Source organism: Mesorhizobium sp. M0598, from assembly GCF_040320865.1.
Classification (GTDB): domain Bacteria; phylum Pseudomonadota; class Alphaproteobacteria; order Rhizobiales; family Rhizobiaceae; genus Mesorhizobium.
Map to the genome: position 1 here is coordinate 358,514 of NZ_JAMYQL010000004.1, position 22,343 is coordinate 380,856.

The following is a 22,343-nucleotide window of genomic DNA, read 5'->3' on the forward strand; positions in this document are numbered from 1 at the left end:
TCCCCGTCACTATACGGGGAGAAGGTGCCGGCAGGCGGATGAGGGGCAGCGCACACGCAGGAGACAGGCCTGTTGCGGACGGCAACAGGCCGATCATCCTGGAGAAACAAAAGAGAGTCTCGGTCATGCCGCTTCCGCCTTTTTGAGAATGATGCGGCCTTGCCGGCGTTCGCCGCGCGCGTTGAGCACCACGGCCAGGATGATGGCGCTGCCTGAAATCGCCATCTGCCAGAAGGGTGAGATGTTGATCACCGGCAGCGCGTTGGAGATGATGCCGAGGAACAGCGCGCCGAGCACCGCGCCGCCGACCGAACCGATGCCGCCGGCAATCGAAATGCCGCCGATGACGCAGGCGGCGATGATATTGAGCTCATAGCCATTCGCGACCTCGACCGAGGCGATGACGTAGCGCGAAATCCAGAGATAGCCGCAGAGGCCGCCGATCATCCCCGAAATGCAAAAGACGGTGAATTTCGTCCGGCCGACATCGATGCCGGCATAGACCGATGCGGTCGGGTTGACGCCGATGGCATAGATCGAACGGCCGAGCGCGGTGCGCGTCATCACGAGGAAGAACAGCGCAATAACCAGCAGGGCGATCCACGACAGTACCGGAATGCCGAGGAAAGCCGCGCGCTGCAACCCGATGAAATCAGCGCTCATCTGGTCGGCGTTGACCCAGGCGCCGCCTGAAATGACGAACGTGGCGCCGCGGTAGATGGTGAGGGTGCCGAGCGTTACCACGATCGAGGGAATGTTCAGCCGCCATACCAGCAGGCCGTTGATGGCGCCGAGCACCAGGCCGACCAGAAGTGCGATGACGATCAGCAGCGGGATCGGGATCGCCGGATGCGCGGCGTTCAGCATTGCCACCACCATGCCGGTGAAGCAGAGATTTGAAGCCATCGACAGGTCGATCGAGCGGGTCAGGATGACGACCATCTGGCCGAGCGCCAGGATCATCAGGATCGACGTGTCGTTGAACACCTGGCGCAGGTTGGCCGGATCGGCAAAACCTGGAAACCGCGTGGAGATCAGCCCGATCAGCACGACGATTGCCGCCAGCAGCCAGACCTCGCGATGTTTGAGAAGAGCCTTCATGCCGCGATCCCCGCTGCCGTCCTGACCAAGGTTTCGGCGTCGAGCCCTTTATTGTCGTAGACCGCGGCAATGCGGCCCTCGCGCATAACGACGACGCGGTCCGACATGCCGAGGATTTCCGGCAATTCGGACGACACCATGATCACCGACAGGCCCTGCGCGACGAGCTCGGCCATGAAGCCGTGCACGGCCGCCTTCGAGCCGATGTCGATGCCCTTGGTCGGCTCGTCTAGGATGATCACCTTGGGCGCGGTCGCCAGCCATTTGGCGATGACGATCTTCTGCTGGTTGCCGCCCGACAGCGTGCCGACGTCCTGGCTGAGCGAGGAGGCGCGCAGATCGAGCCGCTCGGTGTAGGAGCGGGCCAGCGCGAACTCTTCGGCCAGCCGCAATATGCCGGATTTGGATGTCCGTTTGAGCGAGGGCAGCGAGACATTCTGGAAGATCGGCAGGCCGATCACCACGCCTTGCTTGCCGCGCTCCTCCGGCACATAGACGATGCCGGCGTCGATCGAATCCGCCGCCGATTTCGGCGCGATTGCCTTACCCTCCAGCGTGATCGTGCCGCCGCTGGTGCGGGTGATGCCTGATATCGCCTGCATCACCTCGCTGCGCCCGGCGCCGACAAGGCCGTAGAAGCCGAGGATTTCGCCCCTGTGCAGCTCGAAGCCTATGTCGTCGAACTCGGTCGGGTGCGACAGGCCGGAGACGGCCAGCACCGGCGCGCCGATCTCGGCCTTGCGCTGCGGAAAGATGTGATCGACCGAGCGGCCGACCATCATGCGCACGATCTGGCTCTGGCCGGCGTCCTTGATCAGGCCTTCGCCGACCATCTCGCCGTCGCGGAACACGGTATAGCGGTCGGCGATGCGGTAGATCTCATCGAATTTGTGGCTGATGAACAGGATCGCCTTGCCGTCGCTCTTGAGGAATTCGATCAGCAGGAAAAGCTCTTCGATCTCCTTCATCGAAAGCGCCGCCGTCGGCTCGTCCATGATGACGATCCGCGCGTCGATGGACATGGCGCGGGCAACCGCGACTAAGTGCTTGTTGGCAATGCCGAGATCCTTCAGCCTGGCGTCGGCGTCGATATGGCCGGCGCCCATCGTGTCGAGCACCTCGCGGGCATTCTTGCGCATGGTGCGCCAGTCGATGGTTTTGAAACGCGTGCGCGGCGCATGGCCGAGGAAGATGTTTTCGGCCACCGTCAGGTCGTCGAACAGCACGGTTTCCTGGTGGATGGCGGTGATGCCATGCCCGAACGCGGCGTGGGCGCTGGGCAGTGTGACCGGCTGGCCGTCGATGCTGATCGTGCCAGCATCCGGCTGGTAGATGCCGGTCATGATCTTGACCAGCGTCGACTTGCCGGCACCGTTTTCGCCGATCAGCGCGGTTACCTGGCCGGGATAGAGCGACAGGCCGACATTGTGCAGCGCCCGCACGCCGGGAAAGCTTTTCGAGATGCCGGACAGCGTCAGGCGCGGTCCGGATGACAAAGGCGCTTCATTTGCCACTTCGTGCTGGGCTGTCGTGTCCATAATCGTATCAAGCCCTGTAGCAAGGTTCGTTTGAAAGCGCGGCGGAACCTGAGCCCCGCCGCACCGTTTCGAAGGTTCCAGGATCAATAGATCTTGGAGAACTTTTCGATGTTCGACTTGTCGAACTGGAAGGGCGGAGCCATCGCAGCCGAGTTGGTGTCGTCGAGCGTGACCTTGCCGACGCGGCCGATCGACAGCGTAGCACCGGGCTTGGCCTCTTCCTTCTTCACCGCCAGGTCGTGGGCGAGGTAGACGGCGGAGTAGCCGAGATCGATCGGGTTCCACAGCGCAACCGCCTGGCTGGCGCCATTGTCGATGAACTTCTTGAACTCCGACGGCAGCGCCAGGCCGGTGACGTTGACCTTGCCGATCAGGCCTTCATCGGTCACCACCTGCGCGGCGGCAACGACGCCGACCGTGGTCGGTGCGATGATCGCCTTGAGGTTCGGATAGGACTTCAGCAGGCCCTTGGCTTCGTCCGTGCTCTTGGCCGAGTCGTCGTCGCCATAGACGGTGGCGACGAGCTTGATCTTGGGGAACTTCTCCGGCAGCACCTTCTTGGCCGCGTCGATCCAGGCATTCTGGTTGGTCGCGGTCGAAGAAGCTGACAGGATGGCGACATCGCCGCCTTCCGGCAGGTAGTCGGCGGCCAGCTTGATGATGGTCTCACCTATCAGGTTGGTATCGGAGGGGTTGAGGTGAAGCTGGCGTCCTTCCGGCGCGACGCCTGAATCCCACGAGATAACGGTAATGCCGCGCTGCATCGCCTTCTTCAGCACTGGCACCAGCGCGTCGGCGTCGTTCGCCGAAATGGCAATGGCATTGACCTTCTGGGCGATCAGCGAATTGACCACTTCGATCTGCGCTTCGGCGGTCGCCTTGGTCGGGCCGGTGTAGATGATGTCGACATCGCCGAGCTCCTTGGCCGCCTCTTCGGCGCCCTTGTTGGCGGCGTCGAAGAAGCCGTTGCCGAGCGACTTCACCACCAGCGCGATCTTGACGTTTTCGGCGTAGGCGGCATTCACGAACATGGCGGCGGAGAACGCCGCCGTAACCATCAATTTCTTCAGAAAGCTCATCGAATATCCTCCCTTGAGCGTTGCATTCCATCGCCGCTGCGGGCGTGAGTGGTTCTCAGGCCTGCAGCGAAGATTCTTCCTTGCTGGTTGCCGTTGTGCGGGCGATGATCAGCGTCACGCCGGCGGTCTCCAGCATCTTGGCTTCGCGATCCTCGATGGCGTCGTCGGTGATCACCGTGGCGAGGCGCGAGAGGCCGCACAGGATCAGGCTCGAGCGTTTGCGGAACTTCGAGGAATCGACCAGCACCACCAATTCGTCTGCCTGGTCGATCAGTTTCTGCTCGGCCTGGATCAGCAGCGGATCGCCTTCCATAAGACCGAGCGGCCCCAGCCCTTGCGCGCCCATGAACATGCGGCGCGCGTAGAAATTGCGCGTCACGTCATTGTCGAACGGCGACAGGATGATGTTCTGCTCGCGGTAGATGGTGCCGCCCGACAGCATCACCGTGTTCTTGGAGTGCCTGAGCAAGTGCTCCGCGATCGGGAAGGAATTGGTGAAGATCGGCATGCGGCGGCCGGTCAGGAAATGCACCATCTGGAAGGTGGTGGTGCCGCCATTGATGATGATCGGCTCGCCGTCCTTGCACAGATCCACGGCTTCCCGCGCGATTGCCCGCTTCTGCGAAGCGTTGATCGTCTCGTTGACGGAAAAGGGCCGGCCGGCAAGGCCGATGAACTGCGGCGGCGAAAGCGCCTCGGCCCCGCCGCGCACCCGGCGCAGCCGTTTTTGCACATGCAATGCCGCGATGTCGCGCCGGATCGTCGCCTCCGACGACTCCGTCAGGTCGACCATCTCCTGCACCGTCACCACAGGTTTTTCCTGGACGGCGGACAGAATGATCCTGTGGCGCTCTTTCTCGTGCATGGTTCCTCCCTGCCTGAGCATCTAGTCACCCAAAGCGCGCAGTGTCAATCATTTCCGATCAGATAATTTCATTGTGCAATGCAATATGATTGATGTTGATCGTTTGTGATTGACAAGACCGCCGCTTGTGTAGAAATTCGTACAAAAGGGACCCGCGCCGTTTGCGTGTCCCAAAGGGAGGATACCTATGCTCGACAAGCGCTCCGGCACGCGCCTCGCCAATCTTTGGGATGACGCAAAAGCGCAAGCAATGAGCGAGCCCGAACGTCTGGTCTATCGCTCGAATGTTCTTGGCTCCGACAAGCGCGTCACCAATTATGGCGGCGGCAACACCTCCTCCAAGATCTGGCAAAACGATCCGCTCACCGGCGAGAGCGTGGAAGTGCTGTGGGTCAAGGGCTCGGGCGGCGACAGCGCCTCGATCAAGCTCGACGGCTTCGCCACGCTCTACATGGACAAATTGCGCGCGCTGAAAGGTCTCTATCGCGGCCTCGAACGTGAAGACGAGATGGTCGGCTATCTGCCCCATTGCACCTTCAACCTCAACCCGCGCGCGGCTTCCATCGACACGCCGCTGCATGCCTTCGTGCCGAAGCCTTATGTCGACCATTTGCATCCCGATGCCATCATCGCCATTGCCGCCGCCAAGGATTCGCAGGCGCTGACCAAGGAGATCTTCGGCGACACGATCGGCTGGCTGCCATGGAAACGCCCGGGCTTCGAGCTCGGCCTGTGGCTGGAGAAATTCTGCCGCGAAAACCCCGAAGCCAAGGGTGTCGTACTGGCCAGTCATGGCCTGTTCAGCTGGGGCGACACGCCGAAGGAATGCTACGAGACGACGATCTCGGTGATCAACCAGGCGATCGACTGGTTCGAGCGCAAGAGCCAGGGCAAGCCGATTTTCGGCGGCGAAGTCGTCAAATCCCTCGATGCGTCTGCGCGTCGCGCCGTGGCCGCAAAACTGATGCCGAGGATCCGTGGCCTGATCTCGGAGAACAGCCACAAGCTCGGCCATTTCGACGATTCCCCTGCCGTGCTCGAATTCGTCAATTCCAGGGATTTGCGGCCGCTGGCGGCACTCGGCACGTCCTGCCCGGACCACTTCCTGCGCACCAAGATCCGGCCGCTGGTCATCGAGTTCGACTCCCAAAATCCCGACGTCGATGCCGTCATTGCCCGTCTTGCCGATGATGTGGCGGAGTATCGCGTCGGCTATCAGGCCTATTATGACCGCTGCAAGCACGCGGATTCGCCACCGGTGCGCGATCCGAACGCCGTCGTCTATCTGATGCCCGGCGTTGGCATGTTCACCTTCGCCTGCGACAAGGCGACGGCGCGCATATCGGGCGAATTCTACGTCAACGCCATCAACGTCATGCGCGGTGCCTCGACGGTCTCGACCTATGTCGGCCTGCCCGACCAGGAAGCCTTCGACATCGAATACTGGCTGCTCGAAGAGGCAAAGCTGCAGCGCCTGCCGAAACCAAAGGCTCTTGCCGGCCAGATTGCGCTGGTCACCGGCGGCGCCGGCGGCATCGGCCGGGCCACCGCCAACCGGCTGCTGCGCGAGGGCGCGTGCGTCGTGCTGGCCGATATCGACGAAGCAGCCCTTGCCAGCGCCAATGACGAGCTTGCCAAGGCCTATGGCAAGGATTTCGTGCGGCCCGTAGTCATCAACGTCACGTCCGAGGATCAGGTGATCTCCGGCTTTGTCGAAACGGCGGTCGAATTCGGCGGCATCGATATTCTGGTCTCCAATGCCGGCCTGGCCTCCTCGGCCCCGATCGAGGACACCACGCTGACGCTGTGGAACAAGAACATGGACATCCTGTCGACCGGCTATTTCCTGGTTTCGCGGGAGGCGTTCCGGCTGTTTCGGGCGCAGAAGATCGGCGGCAACGTCGTCTTCGTCGCCTCCAAGAATGGGCTTGCCGCATCGCCAAACGCCGCCGCCTATTGCACTGCCAAGGCCGCCGAAATCCATCTGGCACGCTGCCTGGCGCTGGAAGGCGCGGAAGCGCAGATCAGGGTCAATGTCGTCAACCCCGACGCTGTGCTGCGCGGCTCGAAGATCTGGACCGGCGAATGGAAGGAACAGCGCGCCGCCGCCTACAAGATGTCGACCGACGATCTCGAGGAGCACTACCGCTCGCGTTCGATGCTCAAGCGGTCGGTGTTCCCCGAAGACATCGCCGAGGCGATCTATTTCTTCGCCTCCGATATGTCGGCCAAATCGACCGGCAACATCATCAACGTCGACGCCGGCAACGCACAGAGTTTTACGCGATAAGCGACCGTCTTTGAGGGTTGCGCTGCCCCTCATCCGCCTGCCGGCACCTTCTCCCCGTATAGTGACGGGGAGAAGGGAAGCGCTACAACGCCGGTGATCCCCCTCTCCCCGTGTTTTTTACGGGGAGAGGGTAAGGGTGAGGGGCAGCGCCAACCGAACGCATTTGGGAGGAAACTTTAGTGTCCGAAACCATCATCTCCGCCGATGTTGTCGAGAAAGACAATGCCGCGCGCAACGCCAATCTCAAGCGCGACTACGAGTCTCTCGGCGAGCGCCTCGACCGCCGCGGCATCGCCATCGACGCCATCCGCGACAAGGTCGAGAAATTCGCCGTCGCCATCCCGTCCTGGGGCGTCGGCACCGGCGGCACCCGCTTTGCCCGCTTTCCCGGCGCCGGAGAGCCGCGTGACATTTTCGACAAGATCGAGGACTGCGCCGTCATCCGGCAATTGACGCAGGCGACGCCGACCGTCTCACTGCATATTCCCTGGGACAAGGCCGATCCGAACCGGCTGAAGCAGGCGGCATCCCGCTTCGGCCTCGGCTTCGACGCCATCAACTCCAACACCTTCTCCGACGCCAGGGACCAAAAACTTTCCTATAAATTCGGCTCGCTGTCGCATGCCGATGCAGCAACACGCCGGCAGGCGGTCGAGCACAATCTCGAATGCATCGAGATCGGCAGGACGCTGGGCTCCAAAGCGCTCACAGTATGGATCGGTGACGGCTCGAACTTTCCCGGCCAGGTCAATTTCGCCAAGGCATTCGAGCGCTATCTCGACGCGATGAAGGAGATCTATGCCGGACTGCCGGACGGCTGGAAACTGTTCACCGAGCACAAGATGTACGAGCCGGCCTTCTATTCGACCGTCGTGCAGGATTGGGGCACCAACTACATCATCGCCAAAGAGCTTGGCGACAAGGCGTTCTGTCTGGTCGACCTTGGCCATCACGCCCCCAACGTCAACATCGAGATGATCGTGTCGCGACTGATCCAGTTCAAGAAACTTGGCGGCTTCCATTTCAACGATTCGAAATATGGCGACGACGATCTCGACGCCGGCTCGATCGATCCCTACCGGCTGTTCCTCGTCTTCAATGAACTGGTCGATGCCGAGCTTGCCGGTGCCGAAGGTTTCGATCCGGCCCACATGCTCGACCAGAGCCATAACGTCACCGATCCGATAGAAAGCCTGATGTTGTCGGCGGTCGAGGTGCAGCGCGCCTATGCCCAGGCGCTGCTGGTCGACCGCAAGGCGCTCGAAGGCTTCCAGGACGCCAATGACGCGCTGATGGCGACGCAGACGCTGAAGACAGCCTATCGCACCGACGTCGAGCCGATCCTTGCCATGGTGCGGCTGAAGACCGGCGGCGCCATCGATCCGGTCGCCGCCTACCGCGCCGCCGGCTACCGAGCGAAGGTCGCAGCCGAACGGCCGGCGGTGGCGAGCGTCGGCGGCGGGATTGTTTGATGTTGGGGTGAAAATGAAAAACCCGCCACGAAGGGCGGGTCGTTGGAGCCAATTAGCACCACAGCTAGGTTAGTAGCATAGCTGCCGGCACAAAGCAAGAACAAAATTGCTGTAACGTGAAAATTCTGGGAGCCGCGATGAAGCGTGGCCTTGTTTCCAACGCTGCGGCGCTCAGAAGTAACGGCATGGATCCTAGGGTCTCCGCGACGTCGCTTCGCTCCTGCTCCGCCCTAGGATGACGAAGGCGTGAGGGCCTACAGCTAATCGCAGATGTTGGGGATTGGCGGCTGATGGCAATGGCAAACGTTGCAGGCTGGCGGCTGCTGGCAAATCGCAAACTTTCGGGATTAGCCGATCCCTCCCTCCCTTCGTCATCCTAGGGCGGAGCAGGAGCGAAGCGACGTAGCGGAGACCCTAGGATCCATGCCGTTGCAGTCGCCGAAGATTGCAACGGCGGTTGCGAGGCGAACCGGCACAGGCGTGCGAACCCTCCCGATTCTTTCGATCTTCGCAGTAGACTCAACCGCTCCAAGCGCGTTTCCTAGGCACACCCCCACGCCTCGGAGAACGGCCATGCACAACCCCCGCCGAACGCTGATCGCCGTCAGCCTTTCCCTCACGTTGAGCTTTGTCCCGTTCCTCGCCTATGCCGCCTCGCCGCAGCCGGCGAAGGGCGAGCACGGCATGGTGGTGACCGCCCAGCATCTTGCGTCTGAGGTCGGCGTCGAGGTGCTGAAGCAGGGCGGCAACGCGGTCGATGCCGCGGTCGCCGTCGGCTATGCGCTGGCCGTGGTCTATCCAACCGCCGGCAATATCGGCGGTGGCGGCTTCATGACCATCCGCTTCAAGGACGGCCGCTCGACCTTCCTCGATTTTCGCGAGCGCGCGCCGCTGGCCGCGACCAAAACCATGTATCTCGACAAGGACGGCAAGCCGATAAAAGGCGCCAGTCTCGACGGCTATCTGGCGGTCGGCGTGCCGGGCTCGGTCGCTGGTTTCGAAATGGCGCGGGAGAAATACGGCACGCTGTCGCGGCAGGACTTGCTGGCGCCGGCCATCCGCTTTGCCAAAGAAGGCTTCGTGCTGGAGCAGGGCGATGCGGCCTCGCTCCAGGGCGGCGCGGAGCGGTTGGCGAGGGACCCAGCGGCGGCGGCCATTTTCCTCAAGCCGGACGGCAAGCCTTATGCTGTCGGCGAGCGCCTTGTTCAGCCCGATCTCGCGGCGTCGCTTGCCGCCATTTCCGAACGCGGGGCGGATGCCTTCTACAAAGGCGCGACCGCCGACGCCATCGTCAAGGCGAGTGGCGAGAAGGGCGGCATTCTGGCCAGGGCTGATTTCGAAAACTATGCGGTGCGCGAGCTCAAGCCGGCGACCTGCAATTACCGCGGCTACGAGATCATTTCCTCGCCGCCGCCGAGCTCCGGCGGCGTCATCATCTGCGAGATCCTCAACGTGCTTGAGTTCTATCCGTTGTCCTATCTCGGCGCCGGTTCGGCCGAGACGGTTCACGTCATGGTCGAGGCGATGCGCCACGCCTATGTCGACCGCAATTCGGCGCTCGGCGATCCCGGTTTCATCGACAATCCGGTCGCAAAACTGCTCGACAAGAATTACGCCAGGGAAATTCGCGAAAAGATCGATCCGTTCCGGGCCGGCGTCTCGCAGGAATTGATGCCGAAGGGCTTTGGCGAGAGCAACGAGACGACGCATTTTTCGATCATCGACAATGATGGCAATGCCGTCGCGGTAACCTACACGCTGAACGGCTCTTTCGGCGCCGGCGTTGTCGCCGCCGGCACCGGCATCCTGCTCAACAACGAGATGGACGATTTCACCCAGAAACCCGGCGTGCCCAATCTCTATGGCCTGGTCCAGGGCGAGGCGAATGCGATTGCGCCGAAAAAGACGCCGCTGTCGTCGATGAGCCCGACCATCCTCGCCAAAGACGGCAAGCCGTTCATGGTCATCGGCAGCCCCGGCGGTTCACGCATCATCACCATCACGCTGGAGGCGATCGTCAACGTCATCGACCACGGCATGAACATCCAGGAAGCCATCGACGCGCCGCGCATCCATCACCAATGGTTGCCCGACACGGTCTATATCGAACCTTTCGGCCTGTCGCCCGATACCGAAAAGCTGCTTACCGGCATGGGCTACCGCCTCGATCTTGCCGACACGACCTGGGGCCAGGCGGCCGGCATCCTGGTCGGCGGCAAGAGCCTGGCGGAAATCGAGAAGGGTGGCGGCGCCCGCTACAATGGCGCCATCGACAGCCGCGCCGCAGCCGGCAAGGCTATCGGGTATTAAACCCCAAAAAGTGGGAACCGGTTTTCGGATAAGATCATGGTCAACAAGAAGATTGCGCCTTGCTTCAGGTGACCAGCGCGATCGTCGACGCAATCAGCATCAGCGCCGCGATGCCGACGAACAGCGCGTAGATGCGCGGCCGGTCGAGCAGAAGCGCATTGCCGGATATCCATGCTGCAGTGGCGCCACCAAGCGCGAAAAAGAAGGTGCTGCGGCGCCCGAAGCTCAAGCCGGCAGCCATCAGGCCACCGATGATCAGGGCGCCGAACACGATGATTACGGCGACTGCGTATTTTTCGAAATCGTTGCTGCCGGCGCTCGGGCCGATCGCGTTCAACCTCGACAGATCGTCCGGATCGAACGGGCTGGTCGACCCATATTCGTCTTGACCGACAGGCTCATGCATTATTCGTTCTCCGCAAACCGACAGCAAATCATCAAGCCTCACCGAGCGCAACCGCTCGCCGAATGTGATCGGCACGGTGTTCAACACTTTCTGGCGGCGGCTTGCCAGAGATTTTTGAATTCGCGCTTGGATCCCGCTCCGCTGCGCGGCCTGGTCAAGCGCTTTGCCCGAGGTGAATCTTCATGCCGCCCTGGCCAAGGATTGCGTTGCCTGAACGGAAGCCCCAAGCACCGCCTGTGCGCTGTCTGCCTGCCTTTCATCGACATGCGCCAGCACCAGGATCACACCTGGTGCGGCATTCGTCTGGCCTGGCTGCTTGCCGGTACCGGACGATGTCCCGAAAAGTCTGTCGGCAACGCAGCCCAGGGCTGCACCGACGAGGGCCGATGCCAGCCATCCCGCGCCGAGGGGATCGATGCCGGGGATATCGAAGGCGCCGAGGCCGGCCAACAAACCCGCCGCCGCGCCAAGGGCGGCACCGGTGCCTGGACCCCGCAAGACGGCGCCGATTTCGTCATCATAGGGTCCGATGACACTGATTTCGTGGCGGGCGATCCCTGCCGCCTGAAGCGCTTCGACGGCACGCGCCGCCTGGTCATGGGAATCAAAAAGTCTGCTCATTGTTCGCATTGAAACTGCCTGTGAGGCCCCCCGGCCCTCGACGGTACGGCGGGTTCCTGCTGAGCGACGACTGCCCGAGCTTTCACGTCACTCGATGATCTTGACGATCTTGCGCGTGCCTGGGTCGACGACGACGGTGCGGTTGTCGACGATGACATAGCGGTATTTGACGCTGGGGACTTCATGAAGCTCGACGGTATCGGGAAGCGTCGAGCCGATATTGAGCTCCACCCCAGGGATTTTCACCGAGGCCAGCGGCTGCTTCTTCACATACTCCTTGATGACCGTTTCCTGCTGCGGTTCGATGACAACGTCTTGCGCCGCAGCGGCGCCGATGCCTGCCAGCAGCAGAAATCCCGCCGCCGCGGTGGAAAGATGCATTCTCATGGTCGTCTCCTTTGCGAACTCGGTCCGCTCTTCAGGCCAAGGCTCACTCGAACGGAAGGCAGCTGAAAACGTTCCGTCGACGGGGCTTCGGTCCCGCCCGGCAGGGACCAACCGACGTGTTGCCGCAGGACCTAAGTCTGATCCTTGCGCGCAAAGGGTGGGTTTGCCGCCTGACCCGGAACCGTGGCGGCGCGTGGCCGTTGCTGGCTGCACGTTCCGGGAGGATTCCATGGAAAAGGTCGACGGTTGCTCGCACCGGTCCTGGCTGTTTCCATTCCGATCGAACCCGGCATCTGCGCAGCCCTGTCCCTTCCTGCGCCGATAAGGGTTCGCGCGTCACTTTGTGGCGGGCGAACCCTCAAATTGCTGTGTGCACCAAAGTTGACCCCCCTGAAGCGAAGAGAAGGGGCGAGGAGAGCGGAAATGGCCGATGACAAGAGCAAGCGAGACTTCAGCGACCGCAATCGCGTTTCGGCGGATGAATATTATGAGGTCGAACATTTCGCGCGGGAAAATGGTGTTTCGCCCAGCCAGGTGAGCAAGCTGATCAAAAGGACCGGCGGCGACCGGATGATCCTCTCGCAGGCGGTGAAGGCATTGCGCGAGCGCAAGTGAACTGGCGGCGAAGCCAACGGTGGAGAGGCACTGATCGCGATCGGCCGAGATCCGGCCAGCTATCGACAACGTGCCCGGATGCCGCCGCTTCGGCCAAGCGCAATGCCCCGCTACTTCTTCGATTCCGATGAAGACGGAATCGTCTATTCCGACGATCAGGGAACGTTATATGACGATCTCCCGCTGCTCAGGAAAGAAGCCCTTCGCACATTGGCCGAGATGGCCAGGGATGGCCTTCCTCATCGCAGGATTGCAGTCAAGGTCCGGGACGACCGTGGCGGTCTGGTCCTTGAAGTGGCTTTGACCTTTGCCGTTGAAACGCGGCACTTCGACGAGCGGATTTTCCAGATCGACTTGCGCACGAACTGACGGCTCGATCATCATCGCGCCGACCATCATCAGATTTCTGGTGCAGCGGCATCTTCCCCTGGCGCGGAACATTAGAAATCTCTAATTGTTATCTTAAGCAGCGGGAACCTCCCAGGATTCTGCTGCAGATCGGGTGCAACCCGATCGGCCCGCGCCCTCCGCCAGAGGCGCGGGCTTCGTTTGTTTAGCCGATGCGAAACGCCATGCGGCGGAAGCATATTGGAGACCTGCGGGAGCACTAGTAACATCAGTCGCTACCGTGGCGCCCTGGCGCCCAGGCAACGGAGCCCGTCGTCCGACAGGGCGGCGGGCTTTTTTGACGCGGGTCGGTCATCACGCAATCGATGGAATTCTGGCCGGCGCTGCTTCGTGTGGCATGGGGTAAGGTGCCCTGACGCAGCGCCGGCCAAGCGGAAATCAGGTCCGCCGCAGCCAGATAGTAGCCGCGTTGGCGCAGCAGGTAATTGCGTGATCGCGGAAGCCGCACCATTGCAGAGCCCTCCCCAGCAGTTCGCCTGCCCAGCGGCTGACCCGAGGCATTCATTCATTCTGACGATGCACCGGACGCCCCGACGGCGGAAATTGGACGCAGCGCTCGCTCTCGATTCAGCGGCCGGTGTTCCCTGCAGATTTCGGACGAAAGGCCATTCTATCCTTGTTGCGCCTGGATTCTATCAGATCGTGGCAAGGATTGCCTTTCCGGCCGCGTTTGCCGGCGTTCTGCTGTTCGCCCTTCTGCCGGAGCAACTCCTGCAGGGTCTTGGCCTGGCTTTCACGTTTGATCACGACAAGCTCAATCACGCCGCCGCCTTCGTCATCCTGGCGGCTCTCGGAAGTCTCGGCTGGCCGGAACGCAAGGCGAAGCTGATCGTACTCCTCGTTCTCACGGGTGCGGCGATCGAGGGGCTTCAGGCCGTGCAACTGATAGGGCGCGACCCGGATTTATTCGACTGGGTGGCCGACTGCGCGGGATTCGCGTGCGGACTGATGGTTGCAGGCTGGACAAAGCGGCTCGCCGGCGGATTGCCATAGCTCGAAAGCGCATAACGGAATCGGCGCGCCCGTGCCCCAATAAGGGGAAAATGGCCGGCGCCACTTGGGGGGCGCGTTGGGGTAAGTTGCCTGATGGGGCGCCGGCCAGGCGGAAAAATTACGTCCGCCGCAAAGTAACATAGCAGGAATGGCAAAGCGCGGCAGTAGCGTGATCGCGGAAGGTCCGCGTTGGCGCCTCCGGTGCGGTGACCCGTTTTGGATCAACAAATCTGGCACCTGAATTGCACTGCAGGCAATGCCGGGAAATCCCGGCAATCGTCCCCGAATATGGGGCCTCGCCGCTTCGCAAATGGAGCGGCGGGCCTTTTTGCCGGATGTTGAAAAGTAGGCCGATCAGCGGCTTAGCTGATCACAGTGTGCTTAGCCCGATTTTCCCTACCAAGTGCTTATTCTCACAAGAGAAATTCTAAAGCGCCCAAGCATCGGTGCTTGACATAGGTTTCGACAACTGGATAAGTGGATACACAGATACGCTCTGATCGGACCAGGGACATGGCAGCTGACGCAATCGAGCCGTTGGGCATCACGACCGCCGAGGAGGAAGCTTATCGCCACATTCAGCGGGCCCTGAGGATGGGGCGTTATCGGGCCGGGGACCGGCTGATCCCGGAAGAGATCGCGACGGAAATCGGCATGAGCCGCATGCCGGTTCGCGAAGCATTCCGCCAACTGGCCGCGGAAGGTCTTGTGGTCATTCGCCCGAACCGTGGCTGCATCGTCGCCGGGCTTACCCTCGATGAGATCTACGAAACATTTGAAATACGCTCGGTGCTCGAAGGGCTGGCGGTGAGGCTTGCCATGCCGCACATCGATGTCGAAGTGCTTGAAGAACTGGAACGCCAGCTCGACCGCATGGAGCGCGCCAGCCAGACCGGCAGGAGCGACTGGGTCGTGCGCCATCAGGCCTTCCATTTGCAGATTTGCCAATTGAGCAACAGACCCAAGCTGGTCCGGCAGATCGCCAGCCTGCACGTCGTGATCGAGCCCTACCTGCGCATCTGGTTCGACTATGTCGACAAGCCCGCCAGCGCGCGCGCCGAGCACGAGACCCTGATCGACGTGCTGCGGTCAGGTGATGCCGGCAAGGCAGAGATCGTCATGCGGGATCATATCGTCGAGACAGCGCCGCTTCTGGCCAACTTCGCAAGTCCCGGCCGCCGCTAGGGAATACCGTCTAACTCGTTGAAGCTGGAAGATAATCCGGCACGACGAAAGGGAACTGCCATACCGGCAAAAAGAGGAGAATGATATGAAAATTAGCCGCATCGCAGCCATTGCGTCGGTCCTGTTCGGCCTGGTCCAGGCCGCCGTTGCACAAGAAACACCAAAGGCAATTACCATTGCCACCGAAGGAGCCTACGCGCCCTGGAATTTCACAACAGCCGACGGCAAGCTGGACGGCTTCGAAGTCGATCTCGCCAATGATCTGTGCGGGCGAATGAAGATCGAGTGCAAGATCGTCGCACAGGACTGGGACGGCATGATCCCCGCGCTGACCGTCGGCAAGTTCGACGTGATCATGGCGAGCATGTTCATCACTGAAAAACGTCTGAAGATCATTGACTTTACCCAGCCGTATGCCGTAGATCCCTCAGGTTTCGCGGTCGCCAAGGATAGCGAACTGGGCAAGCTCGGCATCTCCAACGAGCGGTTGAAGCTGGACAATGAAGCCTCTGCGCAGGCGGCAATCGACCGGCTCAAGCCATTGCTGAAGGGAAAGATCATTGGAGTTCAGGCTGCAACGGCGAACCTGGAATTTGTGAAAAAATACTTCTCGGACGTCGCCGAGATTCGCGAATACAAGACCACCGAGCAACACGATCTCGATCTCGCCGCGGGTCGCATCGACGCGCTCTTCGCGCAACAGACAGCGCTGGCCGCCACGCTGAGCAAGCCGGAGTTCAGCGACTATACGCTTGCAGGACCAGGATTTGTCGGGGGTCTCTTCGGTCTTGGCTCCGGGGCCGGTATCCGCAAAGAGGACACCAAGCTGAAAGACATGCTCAACGGCGCCATCGACGCCGCGACCGCCGACGGCACGATCAAAACCCTGTCGCTTAAATGGCTCAAGAGCGACGTCACTCCAGTCAAGTAAGCGCTTGCCGGCGAACGGCCATTCCTGACCAGGTTCCTGAGCTGAGCCGTTCGTCCTGCCGGGGGTATCAATGCCGGGGGTATCAATGGTTGACGCATTCCGGCTGCTTGGTTTCCAGCACGGAGGTTGGGGGGCTGCTCTTCTCATGGCGGCCTCGGTCACAGTGCTCCTGTCTGTGCTGGGCTTTGCGGTTGGCGCTGTCTTTGGCGGGCTGGCAGCGGCCGGGCGTCTCCGCAACTCCAAAATATTGAGGTTCTTGGCCCTTGGCTATTGCACGGTTTTCAGGGGCGTGCCCGACCTTCTGACCATTTATCTGCTTTACTATGGAGGTAGTGTCGCCCTGACCTCGCTTGGTCATAGCCTGGGCGGGTCCGGATTCGTCGGCGTTCCGGCCTTTGCCACTGGAACCTTGGCTATCGCGATTATCTCGGGCGCCTATCAAGCCGAGGTCTATCGAGGGGCTTACGTCGCCATCGACCAGGGACAGCACGATGCCGCTTGCGCGCTTGGTCTCAACCGGCTGCAGCGGCTGCGACAGGTTATTTTTCCCCAACTCCTGAGATACGCGCTGCCAGGTCTCGGCAATGTGTGGCAGTTGGTTCTGAAGGACTCCTCGCTGATATCGGTAATCGGCCTCGTTGAACTGATGCGCCAGGCGCAGATCGCTGCAGGTTCGACCCGTGAACCGTTCATCTTCTACATTGCTGCAGCCTTGCTCTATCTGGCTATCGCTTCCGTCACGGGCCACGCCTTTTACCGTCTGGAACGAAAGGCGCCGTGGCGCGTCAGGTCGGCATGATAGATTTCGGTTTTTTCCTCGAAATCCTGCCGAAGCTACTCGCCGGCCTGCCGCTCACGATGGAACTGGCCCTGAATTCCATCGTTGCCGGCTTCGTTCTTGCCGTCACATTGGCGCTTGCCCAGCAATCGGAATCGCCCTTCGTCGTCTTGCCGATCCGCGGCTTCGTTGCCGTGTTCAGGGGCACGCCTCTGCTGGTGCAGATTTTTCTGACCTATTATGGCCTTGGGCAGTTCCGGCACCAACTGTCGGCAATTGGATTATGGGCCGTTTTCCGCGAACCCTACTGGTGCGCAATCATCGCGCTGACACTCAACACCACCGCCTATGGCAGCGAAATCCTCCGCGGCGCGATTCAATCGGTGCCACGCGGCCTTGTCGAGGCGGCCCGGTCTGTCGGCCTGTCCACCTATCTGACCTATCGGCACGTTATCCTGCCGCTGGCCTTTCGCCAGGCGCTGCCGAGTTACGGCAATGAAATCATCCTGATGATCAAGGGCACGTCTCTGGCTTCCATCGTGACCTTGATGGAGGTGACTGGAATTGCCCAGGGATTGATCTCCCAGACCTACCGCGCCTTTGAAGTCTTCATCTGCGCGGGCGCCATTTATCTCACTTTGAACTTCGCGATCATCCGTGCCTTGGCGGCACTCGAATACTGGATGTCGCGGCATCTGCGGCACCGCCCCTCGACGATGAGCGACGCCGCCTCTTGAGCACGATCAGAAGGGCATAGCATGCGAAATTTTGAGAAACCAACGCGCTCGGTTGTCGTTTCACGCGAGGCCATGGCCGCCACCTCTCATCCGTCGGCGACCCTGACGGCGGTGGAGATCATGGCGGCCGGCGGCAACGCCATGGATGCCGCCATCGCAGCCTGCGCGGTGCAATGTGTCGTCGAGCCAGCCTCGACCGGCATTGGAGGCGACTGCTTCGCTCTTCTGTCGCGAAACGGATCCGGCGAGGTCATCGCCTACAACGGATCGGGCAGGACACCCGCCGCCCTCACAATTGACTGGTTCCTCGAACGTGGCATGGCGGAGGTGGCCCGCAATTCTCCCGGCTCCGTCACCATCCCGGGAGCCATCGATGCCTGGACCAGATTGCACGCTGATCATGGGCATATGCCCTTCGATCAAATCCTGGCCCCCGCTATACGTTTCGCCGAGGAAGGCTACGCCATTTCACCGCGGGTCCATCGTGACTGGGCGTTGGAAGAAGAACTTCTGGCCTCCGATGTAGCCGCGAAACGGATTTTCCTGCCAAACGGCCGCGCGCCAGGCGTTGGCGAAGTGCATCGCCAGCCTGAGTTGGCTGCAACGCTGCGGCTGATCGCCAAGAAGGGACGAGAGGCCTTCTACACTGGCCCTGTGGCCGGAGACATGGTCGCCTATCTTCGTGGGCTCGGCGGATTGCACACACTCGAAGATTTCGCCTCGGCAACAGGCGAATACGTGACCCCGATCAGCACCGCGTTTCGAGGCTGCGATGTGTTCGAATGTCCGCCGAATGGCCAAGGTGTGATCGCGCTGCTCATTCTAAACATCCTCTCGCGCTTCGAAGCGCACGGCGACCCGCAATCCGCGGACCGGCTTCACCTGGAAATCGAAGCGACACGCCTCGCTTACGCCGCGCGTGACCTGCTCGTCGCCGATCCTGATGCGTCCGAGGTCCCGGTGGCCGACATGTTGTCGAATGCCTGGGCCGATCGTCTGGCCGGCATGATTGACCTAAAGCGCGCCCGCGCGGACCTGCCGGCATTCGATATGCCGCTGCACAGCGACACGGTCTATATTTCCGTTGTCGACAAGGATCGCAATGCGGTCAGTTTCATCAACTCGGTCTTCGACAGCTTTGGCTCGGGCCTGGTCTCGCCACGCTCCGGTGTCGTCTTGCACAATCGCGGGCAAAGCTTTTCGCTTGACCCCAAGCACCCCAATGCAGTGGCGCCGAACAAGCGACCTTTGCATACCATCATACCCGGGATGCTTGCGAGAGGCGGGCGGGCAGAAATGCCTTTCGGCGTTATGGGTGGCTACTACCAGGCAATGGGCCACGCGCACCTGCTGACGAAGGTGCTCGACTTCGGGATGGATCTGCAGGAGGCGATTGATCTGCCGCGGGTCGCCCCCGTCAGCGGCACCATGAACGTCCAGGCCGAACACGGGCTCGCTGGCGAAACCGTAGCTGAACTTAGCCGACGCGGTTTCGAAATCATTCCCGCCACGGACCCGATCGGCGGTGCGCAGGCCATTCGCATCGATTGGGCAAACGGGACCCTGCTGGGCGGTTCTGAACCGCGCAAGGACGGCTGCGCCCTCGGTCTGTAGAGCGGTTATGGCCAGAGCGGGATCCAGGATGCCGAAGATGCTCTTCATCGACATTTGGCCGGCGAGCAGGAGCCGCTGGCGCCATGGTCCAGATAATTCTTGCACGCCATCGACAATCCGATCGGCGCGAGATCGTCACCCATGTCTTAGGTACATTCTGTTACCTATGTCTCCGGGCCGTACACGGAAAAAATGGTGCCCAGAGGCGAATTCGAACCACCGACACGCGGATTTTCAGTCCGCTTTCGGTGATTGATATTGTTCAGATTTTAGGCCGAATGTCGCGTTTGTGTCGCGTCAGGCCCGCTCGGCCTGAACTCGTTGCCCTGTTCAGCGCCCAAACACGCGTGCCGTGGTGCCGACAGTCATTCAGATGGATGATGGTATGGTTCGGCACTCCTAGTAAGCTCCGATCCACAGGCAATTTAGAGACTTTCTGAGGTCCATGTTCCTATGGGCGCAAGCGGCGCGACGACGGAGGTGTTGGCGCAGGCGGCGGGGTCGGCGTCGGCGAGGCTCGCACGCCTGGAAGCCACGACGACCGACGTCGACCAACGGGCAACCGTGGGGCGCTCTATCGATCAGGAGATGGCACGGGAGACGAGCCAGTTCGACAGCGACAGGCGTGTCAACCAGCCGCAAGCGCAGGCGATCGAGAAGCAATTGCAAGTTCTCAAGTCGACCGGCAACGCTGTCGCGGCTCAACAGGCGGGACTGCACGCCATGGAAAGGCAGTTCCCGCCGCATCGCATCTCCTCCAAAGCTTTTTGCGGCGTCAGCAGGATGCCAGCGAGCGGGGTCAACTCGGCCAGGCGGATGCCAGAGTGTTTACGCTCGCCACACCGCCGGAGCGGGCGAACTCGCTTCATCCGATCTTTCTGCGTCCTGTTCGGGAGGTCCCTACATGATCATCGAGTTGTTCGGTCCGCCTGGTGCAGGCAAGACGACCCTTCTCCGCGCCCTTTGCCGTGAGCTGGCGAAACGCGACATCCGTGTGAAGACAGTCAATGGCTATCGCCGGATTGATTTTGTGTCTTTCGGCAGCGAAGTCGATTCGGTCGAGGATGAAGGCCCGGAGACACGCCATGGCATCCAGCGTCTGGTGCACAAGCTCGCCACCGCGAGTCCGGTCTTGTTCTCGACCCCACCGAGCGAGGGGGCCGCTGCGCGGCTTTTGGCATCGATCCCTCCAAAAAGTCGAATATGGGCGTTGCGGCTGAAGATCGACGTCGTTTTGCTCTTCGAAGCCTGGAATACGGCGAAGGCCTCAGAAGGGTACTTCATTTTCGAAGAGGGCATCGTTCAGGCGTTGTGTGCGCTCGTCCTGTTGGCACGAAATCCAAGTATCGACATGGTTCGTAATTGCCTGACGTTCCTGCCGCGACCGGATCTCCTCATTCAAGTCGACGCGCCCGGGGAAACGCTGCGCCACCGCCTCATTGAGCGGTATGCGCGGCAGCCGTACCTCGAGCGCCTTCTCGAAGTCGGAGTGGTCAGGGGCCTGAAGCAAGCGGATATCGCGAGGGAGATCGGCCAATGCCTGCAAGACAAATGGCCGCTGATGCGTGTCGACGGCCTCGACCCACGCAATTTCGAACAGGTCGTCGCGCGTATCGTGGGGCACGGATTGCCCGCGACGGCATGCGTCGGGCCAGACTAGAGGCGCGAGTTGCATGGTGCTCACGGTGAGATCGTTCGTTGGCATTCGCAGATTTCTGCGGGCGCAGTGGCGACCGTTAGGCAGCGTCCATGAGAACCGTGCACCCGCTCGTCGGGATTACCGAGCAAGCCACCAGACGGATGGGTACGGTGCCCATTACTCCGACACGTTCCGGTCCGGCTACTATGCAGCTCTGTGGTCGGGTATCGAAAAGCCCTTGGTCGAACGCATTCTCCTGCCTGTCGGCGGGCCGAACCGGAAATGCCTGGACTTCGCATGCGGCACAGGCCGCATAGCAAATCTCGCAGCTCAATTTTTTGGTGAAGTCGTCGGCGTTGACATCTCCCAATCTATGCTGGCTAGCGCTCGGGTTCCGAAGAACGTGAAATTGGTCCGCGCTGATATTACGTGCTCTCCGCTTGCCGAAAGGTTCGACGTGGTCACGGCATTCAGATTCTTCCTCAATGCTGAAGATGAGCTCAGGAAGGATGCACTGTCGGCCATCAGCGCGCATTTGAACGAAGGTGGATTGCTAATCTCGAATATCCACATGAATGCGACCTCGCCAATAGGGCTGGTCTGCCGCATTCTGAACCGTTATGCAGGAGGGACAGTCCGCCACACTTTGAGCATTAAAGGATACGAGCAGACGCTCATTGCAAATGGCTTTATTGTCGAGCGGATAGTTGGGTACGGTTTTTTGCCGCGACCCGGGAAATTGCTGCCAAGACTCTGCGAAATATTGATCGTGCCGTTTGAAAGGATCTGCGCACGTGCCAGGATTCCGGCGGAGCTTGCGCAGAATTTCCTGGTGGTTGCCAGAAAGCGGTAAAGCCGGCGGGCGCATGAAATTTGAAACCGAGCATTTGCCATGGGGCTGGCTCAATCAGACAAAGCGCTGCTCGCCTCTGCTCATCAGTGCGTTTGGCGACGGCGCTCGCCGGTGACCAACGATGCACTTGCCTATCGTTCGCCCTGTTGAGGCGGCCTGACCGAATCCTTTGGTGTGGCCTTTGCCCCGCGTACAAAAGTCATACCAGACCTCATTCGGATAGTGTGCTGAAGGTTCTGCAAAAAGTTTTGGAGAGAGAACGGCGCCTGCTCTGAGGGGCGAGCGGCCATGGCACGGTGGTGACGTTGCGATCACCGATTCCCGTGGAAGGGGAAGTGCCATGACCAATCGAGAAGTTAGACTGAGCAGAGGCGAGTTGAAAGCGTTGCTGTTGTCGGATGAGGACGGCTTTCGCCAGGCATTGCAGAGTGTCGTGCAGGAGGTTCTTGAAGCCGAGATGACGGAGGCGATCGGGGCCGAGAAAGGCGAGCGGACGGCGGAGCGGACGAGTTACCGGTCCG

The 22,343-nt window shown here is 61.0% G+C and carries 21 protein-coding genes; 14 read left to right on the top strand and 7 right to left on the bottom strand.

The annotated features are described in order from the left end of the window. Positions 1-123: 123 nt before the first annotated feature. The 4 genes from NKI59_RS08515 to NKI59_RS08530 all read right to left on the bottom strand — a co-directional run bounded on the left by NKI59_RS08515 (position 124) and on the right by NKI59_RS08530 (position 4,583). Complete coding sequence (locus tag NKI59_RS08515) at positions 124-1,101, bottom strand: ABC transporter permease (protein WP_352684495.1); 978 nt, start codon at positions 1,099-1,101, stop codon at positions 124-126. After that, a complete protein-coding gene (locus NKI59_RS08520) occupies positions 1,098-2,639 on the bottom strand; it encodes a sugar ABC transporter ATP-binding protein (protein WP_352541323.1) in 1,542 nt (513 codons plus the stop codon). The genes NKI59_RS08515 and NKI59_RS08520 overlap by 4 nt, the downstream gene beginning before the upstream one ends. An 83-nt stretch (positions 2,640-2,722) precedes the next feature. Further along, on the bottom strand, positions 2,723-3,718 hold the full coding sequence (gene rhaS, locus NKI59_RS08525; RefSeq protein WP_352448664.1) for a rhamnose ABC transporter substrate-binding protein: 996 nt from the start codon (positions 3,716-3,718) through the stop codon (positions 2,723-2,725). A gap of 55 nt (positions 3,719-3,773) precedes the next feature. Next, positions 3,774-4,583, bottom strand: coding sequence for a DeoR/GlpR family DNA-binding transcription regulator (locus NKI59_RS08530; protein WP_352703552.1), 810 nt, complete (start codon positions 4,581-4,583; stop codon positions 3,774-3,776). Positions 4,584-4,770: 187 nt separating this feature from the next. Between NKI59_RS08530 and NKI59_RS08535 the strand changes: the two genes are divergently transcribed. The 3 genes from NKI59_RS08535 to ggt (NKI59_RS08545) all read left to right on the top strand — a co-directional run bounded on the left by NKI59_RS08535 (position 4,771) and on the right by ggt (NKI59_RS08545) (position 10,655). Beyond that, entirely contained in the window at positions 4,771-6,873 is a 2,103-nt protein-coding gene (locus NKI59_RS08535) for a bifunctional rhamnulose-1-phosphate aldolase/short-chain dehydrogenase (RefSeq protein ID WP_352703554.1), read from the top strand. Between the two features lie 179 nt (positions 6,874-7,052). Continuing rightward, the gene (gene rhaI, locus NKI59_RS08540) at positions 7,053-8,345 is read left to right on the top strand and encodes an L-rhamnose catabolism isomerase (RefSeq protein WP_352703555.1); all 1,293 of its coding nucleotides are present in this window, start codon (positions 7,053-7,055) and stop codon (positions 8,343-8,345) included. Positions 8,346-8,918: 573 nt separating this feature from the next. Then, complete coding sequence (gene ggt, locus NKI59_RS08545; RefSeq protein WP_352703558.1) at positions 8,919-10,655, top strand: gamma-glutamyltransferase; 1,737 nt, start codon at positions 8,919-8,921, stop codon at positions 10,653-10,655. A 64-nt stretch (positions 10,656-10,719) separates the two neighbouring features. Here the strand turns inward: ggt (NKI59_RS08545) and NKI59_RS08550 are convergent, their stop codons facing one another. The 3 genes from NKI59_RS08550 to NKI59_RS08560 all read right to left on the bottom strand — a co-directional run bounded on the left by NKI59_RS08550 (position 10,720) and on the right by NKI59_RS08560 (position 12,069). Beyond that, positions 10,720-11,061 carry a hypothetical protein gene (locus tag NKI59_RS08550; protein ID WP_292663955.1) on the bottom strand — a complete coding sequence of 114 codons (342 nt, stop codon included), beginning with the start codon at positions 11,059-11,061 and terminating at the stop codon, positions 10,720-10,722. Between the two features lie 180 nt (positions 11,062-11,241). Then, positions 11,242-11,682, bottom strand: coding sequence for a hypothetical protein (locus tag NKI59_RS08555; RefSeq protein WP_352703560.1), 441 nt, complete (start codon positions 11,680-11,682; stop codon positions 11,242-11,244). Positions 11,683-11,769: 87 nt separating this feature from the next. Beyond that, a complete protein-coding gene (locus NKI59_RS08560) occupies positions 11,770-12,069 on the bottom strand; it encodes a DUF1236 domain-containing protein (protein WP_352703562.1) in 300 nt (99 codons plus the stop codon). A gap of 423 nt (positions 12,070-12,492) precedes the next feature. On the opposite strand from NKI59_RS08560, the gene NKI59_RS08565 reads away from it, so the two are divergent. The 11 genes from NKI59_RS08565 to NKI59_RS08615 all read left to right on the top strand — a co-directional run. After that, positions 12,493-12,684, top strand: a complete 192-nt coding sequence (locus tag NKI59_RS08565; protein ID WP_352448668.1) for a DUF3606 domain-containing protein — start codon at positions 12,493-12,495, stop codon at positions 12,682-12,684. A gap of 102 nt (positions 12,685-12,786) precedes the next feature. Further along, positions 12,787-13,053: a DUF6894 family protein gene (locus NKI59_RS08570; protein WP_156937357.1), complete on the top strand. Its 267-nt coding sequence runs from the start codon at positions 12,787-12,789 to the stop codon at positions 13,051-13,053. Between the two features lie 681 nt (positions 13,054-13,734). Next, a complete protein-coding gene (locus NKI59_RS08575; RefSeq protein WP_352703564.1) occupies positions 13,735-14,085 on the top strand; it encodes a VanZ family protein in 351 nt (116 codons plus the stop codon). Between the two features lie 513 nt (positions 14,086-14,598). Next, positions 14,599-15,270, top strand: a complete 672-nt coding sequence (locus tag NKI59_RS08580) for a GntR family transcriptional regulator (protein WP_352703566.1) — start codon at positions 14,599-14,601, stop codon at positions 15,268-15,270. 85 nt (positions 15,271-15,355) lie between these two features. Next, positions 15,356-16,201, top strand: a complete 846-nt coding sequence (locus NKI59_RS08585; protein ID WP_352703568.1) for a transporter substrate-binding domain-containing protein — start codon at positions 15,356-15,358, stop codon at positions 16,199-16,201. An 85-nt stretch (positions 16,202-16,286) separates the two neighbouring features. Next, positions 16,287-17,000 carry an ABC transporter permease gene (locus NKI59_RS08590; protein ID WP_502901034.1) on the top strand — a complete coding sequence of 238 codons (714 nt, stop codon included), beginning with the start codon at positions 16,287-16,289 and terminating at the stop codon, positions 16,998-17,000. Further along, positions 16,997-17,716, top strand: a complete 720-nt coding sequence (locus NKI59_RS08595) for an ABC transporter permease (RefSeq protein ID WP_352703600.1) — start codon at positions 16,997-16,999, stop codon at positions 17,714-17,716. The genes NKI59_RS08590 and NKI59_RS08595 overlap by 4 nt, the downstream gene beginning before the upstream one ends. A 21-nt stretch (positions 17,717-17,737) precedes the next feature. After that, the gene (gene ggt / locus NKI59_RS08600; RefSeq protein WP_352703572.1) at positions 17,738-19,330 is read left to right on the top strand and encodes a gamma-glutamyltransferase; all 1,593 of its coding nucleotides are present in this window, start codon (positions 17,738-17,740) and stop codon (positions 19,328-19,330) included. A 904-nt stretch (positions 19,331-20,234) separates the two neighbouring features. After that, positions 20,235-20,990, top strand: a complete 756-nt coding sequence (locus tag NKI59_RS08605) for an AAA family ATPase (RefSeq protein ID WP_352703574.1) — start codon at positions 20,235-20,237, stop codon at positions 20,988-20,990. A gap of 217 nt (positions 20,991-21,207) precedes the next feature. Next, positions 21,208-21,822 carry a class I SAM-dependent DNA methyltransferase gene (locus NKI59_RS08610; protein ID WP_352703576.1) on the top strand — a complete coding sequence of 205 codons (615 nt, stop codon included), beginning with the start codon at positions 21,208-21,210 and terminating at the stop codon, positions 21,820-21,822. A gap of 340 nt (positions 21,823-22,162) precedes the next feature. After that, a partial coding sequence (locus NKI59_RS08615; protein WP_352703579.1) for a transposase occupies positions 22,163-22,343 on the top strand: 181 nt, incomplete at its 3' end.

Excerpts from the sequence above, each read along its gene's own strand:
- NKI59_RS08515 (WP_352684495.1), bottom strand. The coding sequence starts at position 1,101 with ATGAAGGCTCTTCTCAAACATCGCGAGGTCTGGCTGCTGGCGGCAATC.
- NKI59_RS08520 (WP_352541323.1), bottom strand. The coding sequence starts at position 2,639 with ATGGACACGACAGCCCAGCACGAAGTGGCAAATGAAGCGCCTTTGTCA.
- rhaS (WP_352448664.1), bottom strand. The coding sequence starts at position 3,718 with ATGAGCTTTCTGAAGAAATTGATGGTTACGGCGGCGTTCTCCGCCGCC.
- NKI59_RS08530 (WP_352703552.1), bottom strand. The coding sequence starts at position 4,583 with ATGCACGAGAAAGAGCGCCACAGGATCATTCTGTCCGCCGTCCAGGAA.
- NKI59_RS08535 (WP_352703554.1), top strand. The coding sequence starts at position 4,771 with ATGCTCGACAAGCGCTCCGGCACGCGCCTCGCCAATCTTTGGGATGAC.
- ggt (WP_352703558.1), top strand. The coding sequence starts at position 8,919 with ATGCACAACCCCCGCCGAACGCTGATCGCCGTCAGCCTTTCCCTCACG.
- NKI59_RS08550 (WP_292663955.1), bottom strand. The coding sequence starts at position 11,061 with ATGCATGAGCCTGTCGGTCAAGACGAATATGGGTCGACCAGCCCGTTC.
- NKI59_RS08555 (WP_352703560.1), bottom strand. The coding sequence starts at position 11,682 with ATGAGCAGACTTTTTGATTCCCATGACCAGGCGGCGCGTGCCGTCGAA.
- NKI59_RS08560 (WP_352703562.1), bottom strand. The coding sequence starts at position 12,069 with ATGAGAATGCATCTTTCCACCGCGGCGGCGGGATTTCTGCTGCTGGCA.
- NKI59_RS08565 (WP_352448668.1), top strand. The coding sequence starts at position 12,493 with ATGGCCGATGACAAGAGCAAGCGAGACTTCAGCGACCGCAATCGCGTT.
- NKI59_RS08570 (WP_156937357.1), top strand. The coding sequence starts at position 12,787 with ATGCCCCGCTACTTCTTCGATTCCGATGAAGACGGAATCGTCTATTCC.
- NKI59_RS08580 (WP_352703566.1), top strand. The coding sequence starts at position 14,599 with ATGGCAGCTGACGCAATCGAGCCGTTGGGCATCACGACCGCCGAGGAG.
- NKI59_RS08585 (WP_352703568.1), top strand. The coding sequence starts at position 15,356 with ATGAAAATTAGCCGCATCGCAGCCATTGCGTCGGTCCTGTTCGGCCTG.
- NKI59_RS08590 (WP_502901034.1), top strand. The coding sequence starts at position 16,287 with ATGGTTGACGCATTCCGGCTGCTTGGTTTCCAGCACGGAGGTTGGGGG.
- NKI59_RS08595 (WP_352703600.1), top strand. The coding sequence starts at position 16,997 with ATGATAGATTTCGGTTTTTTCCTCGAAATCCTGCCGAAGCTACTCGCC.
- ggt (WP_352703572.1), top strand. The coding sequence starts at position 17,738 with ATGCGAAATTTTGAGAAACCAACGCGCTCGGTTGTCGTTTCACGCGAG.
- NKI59_RS08605 (WP_352703574.1), top strand. The coding sequence starts at position 20,235 with ATGATCATCGAGTTGTTCGGTCCGCCTGGTGCAGGCAAGACGACCCTT.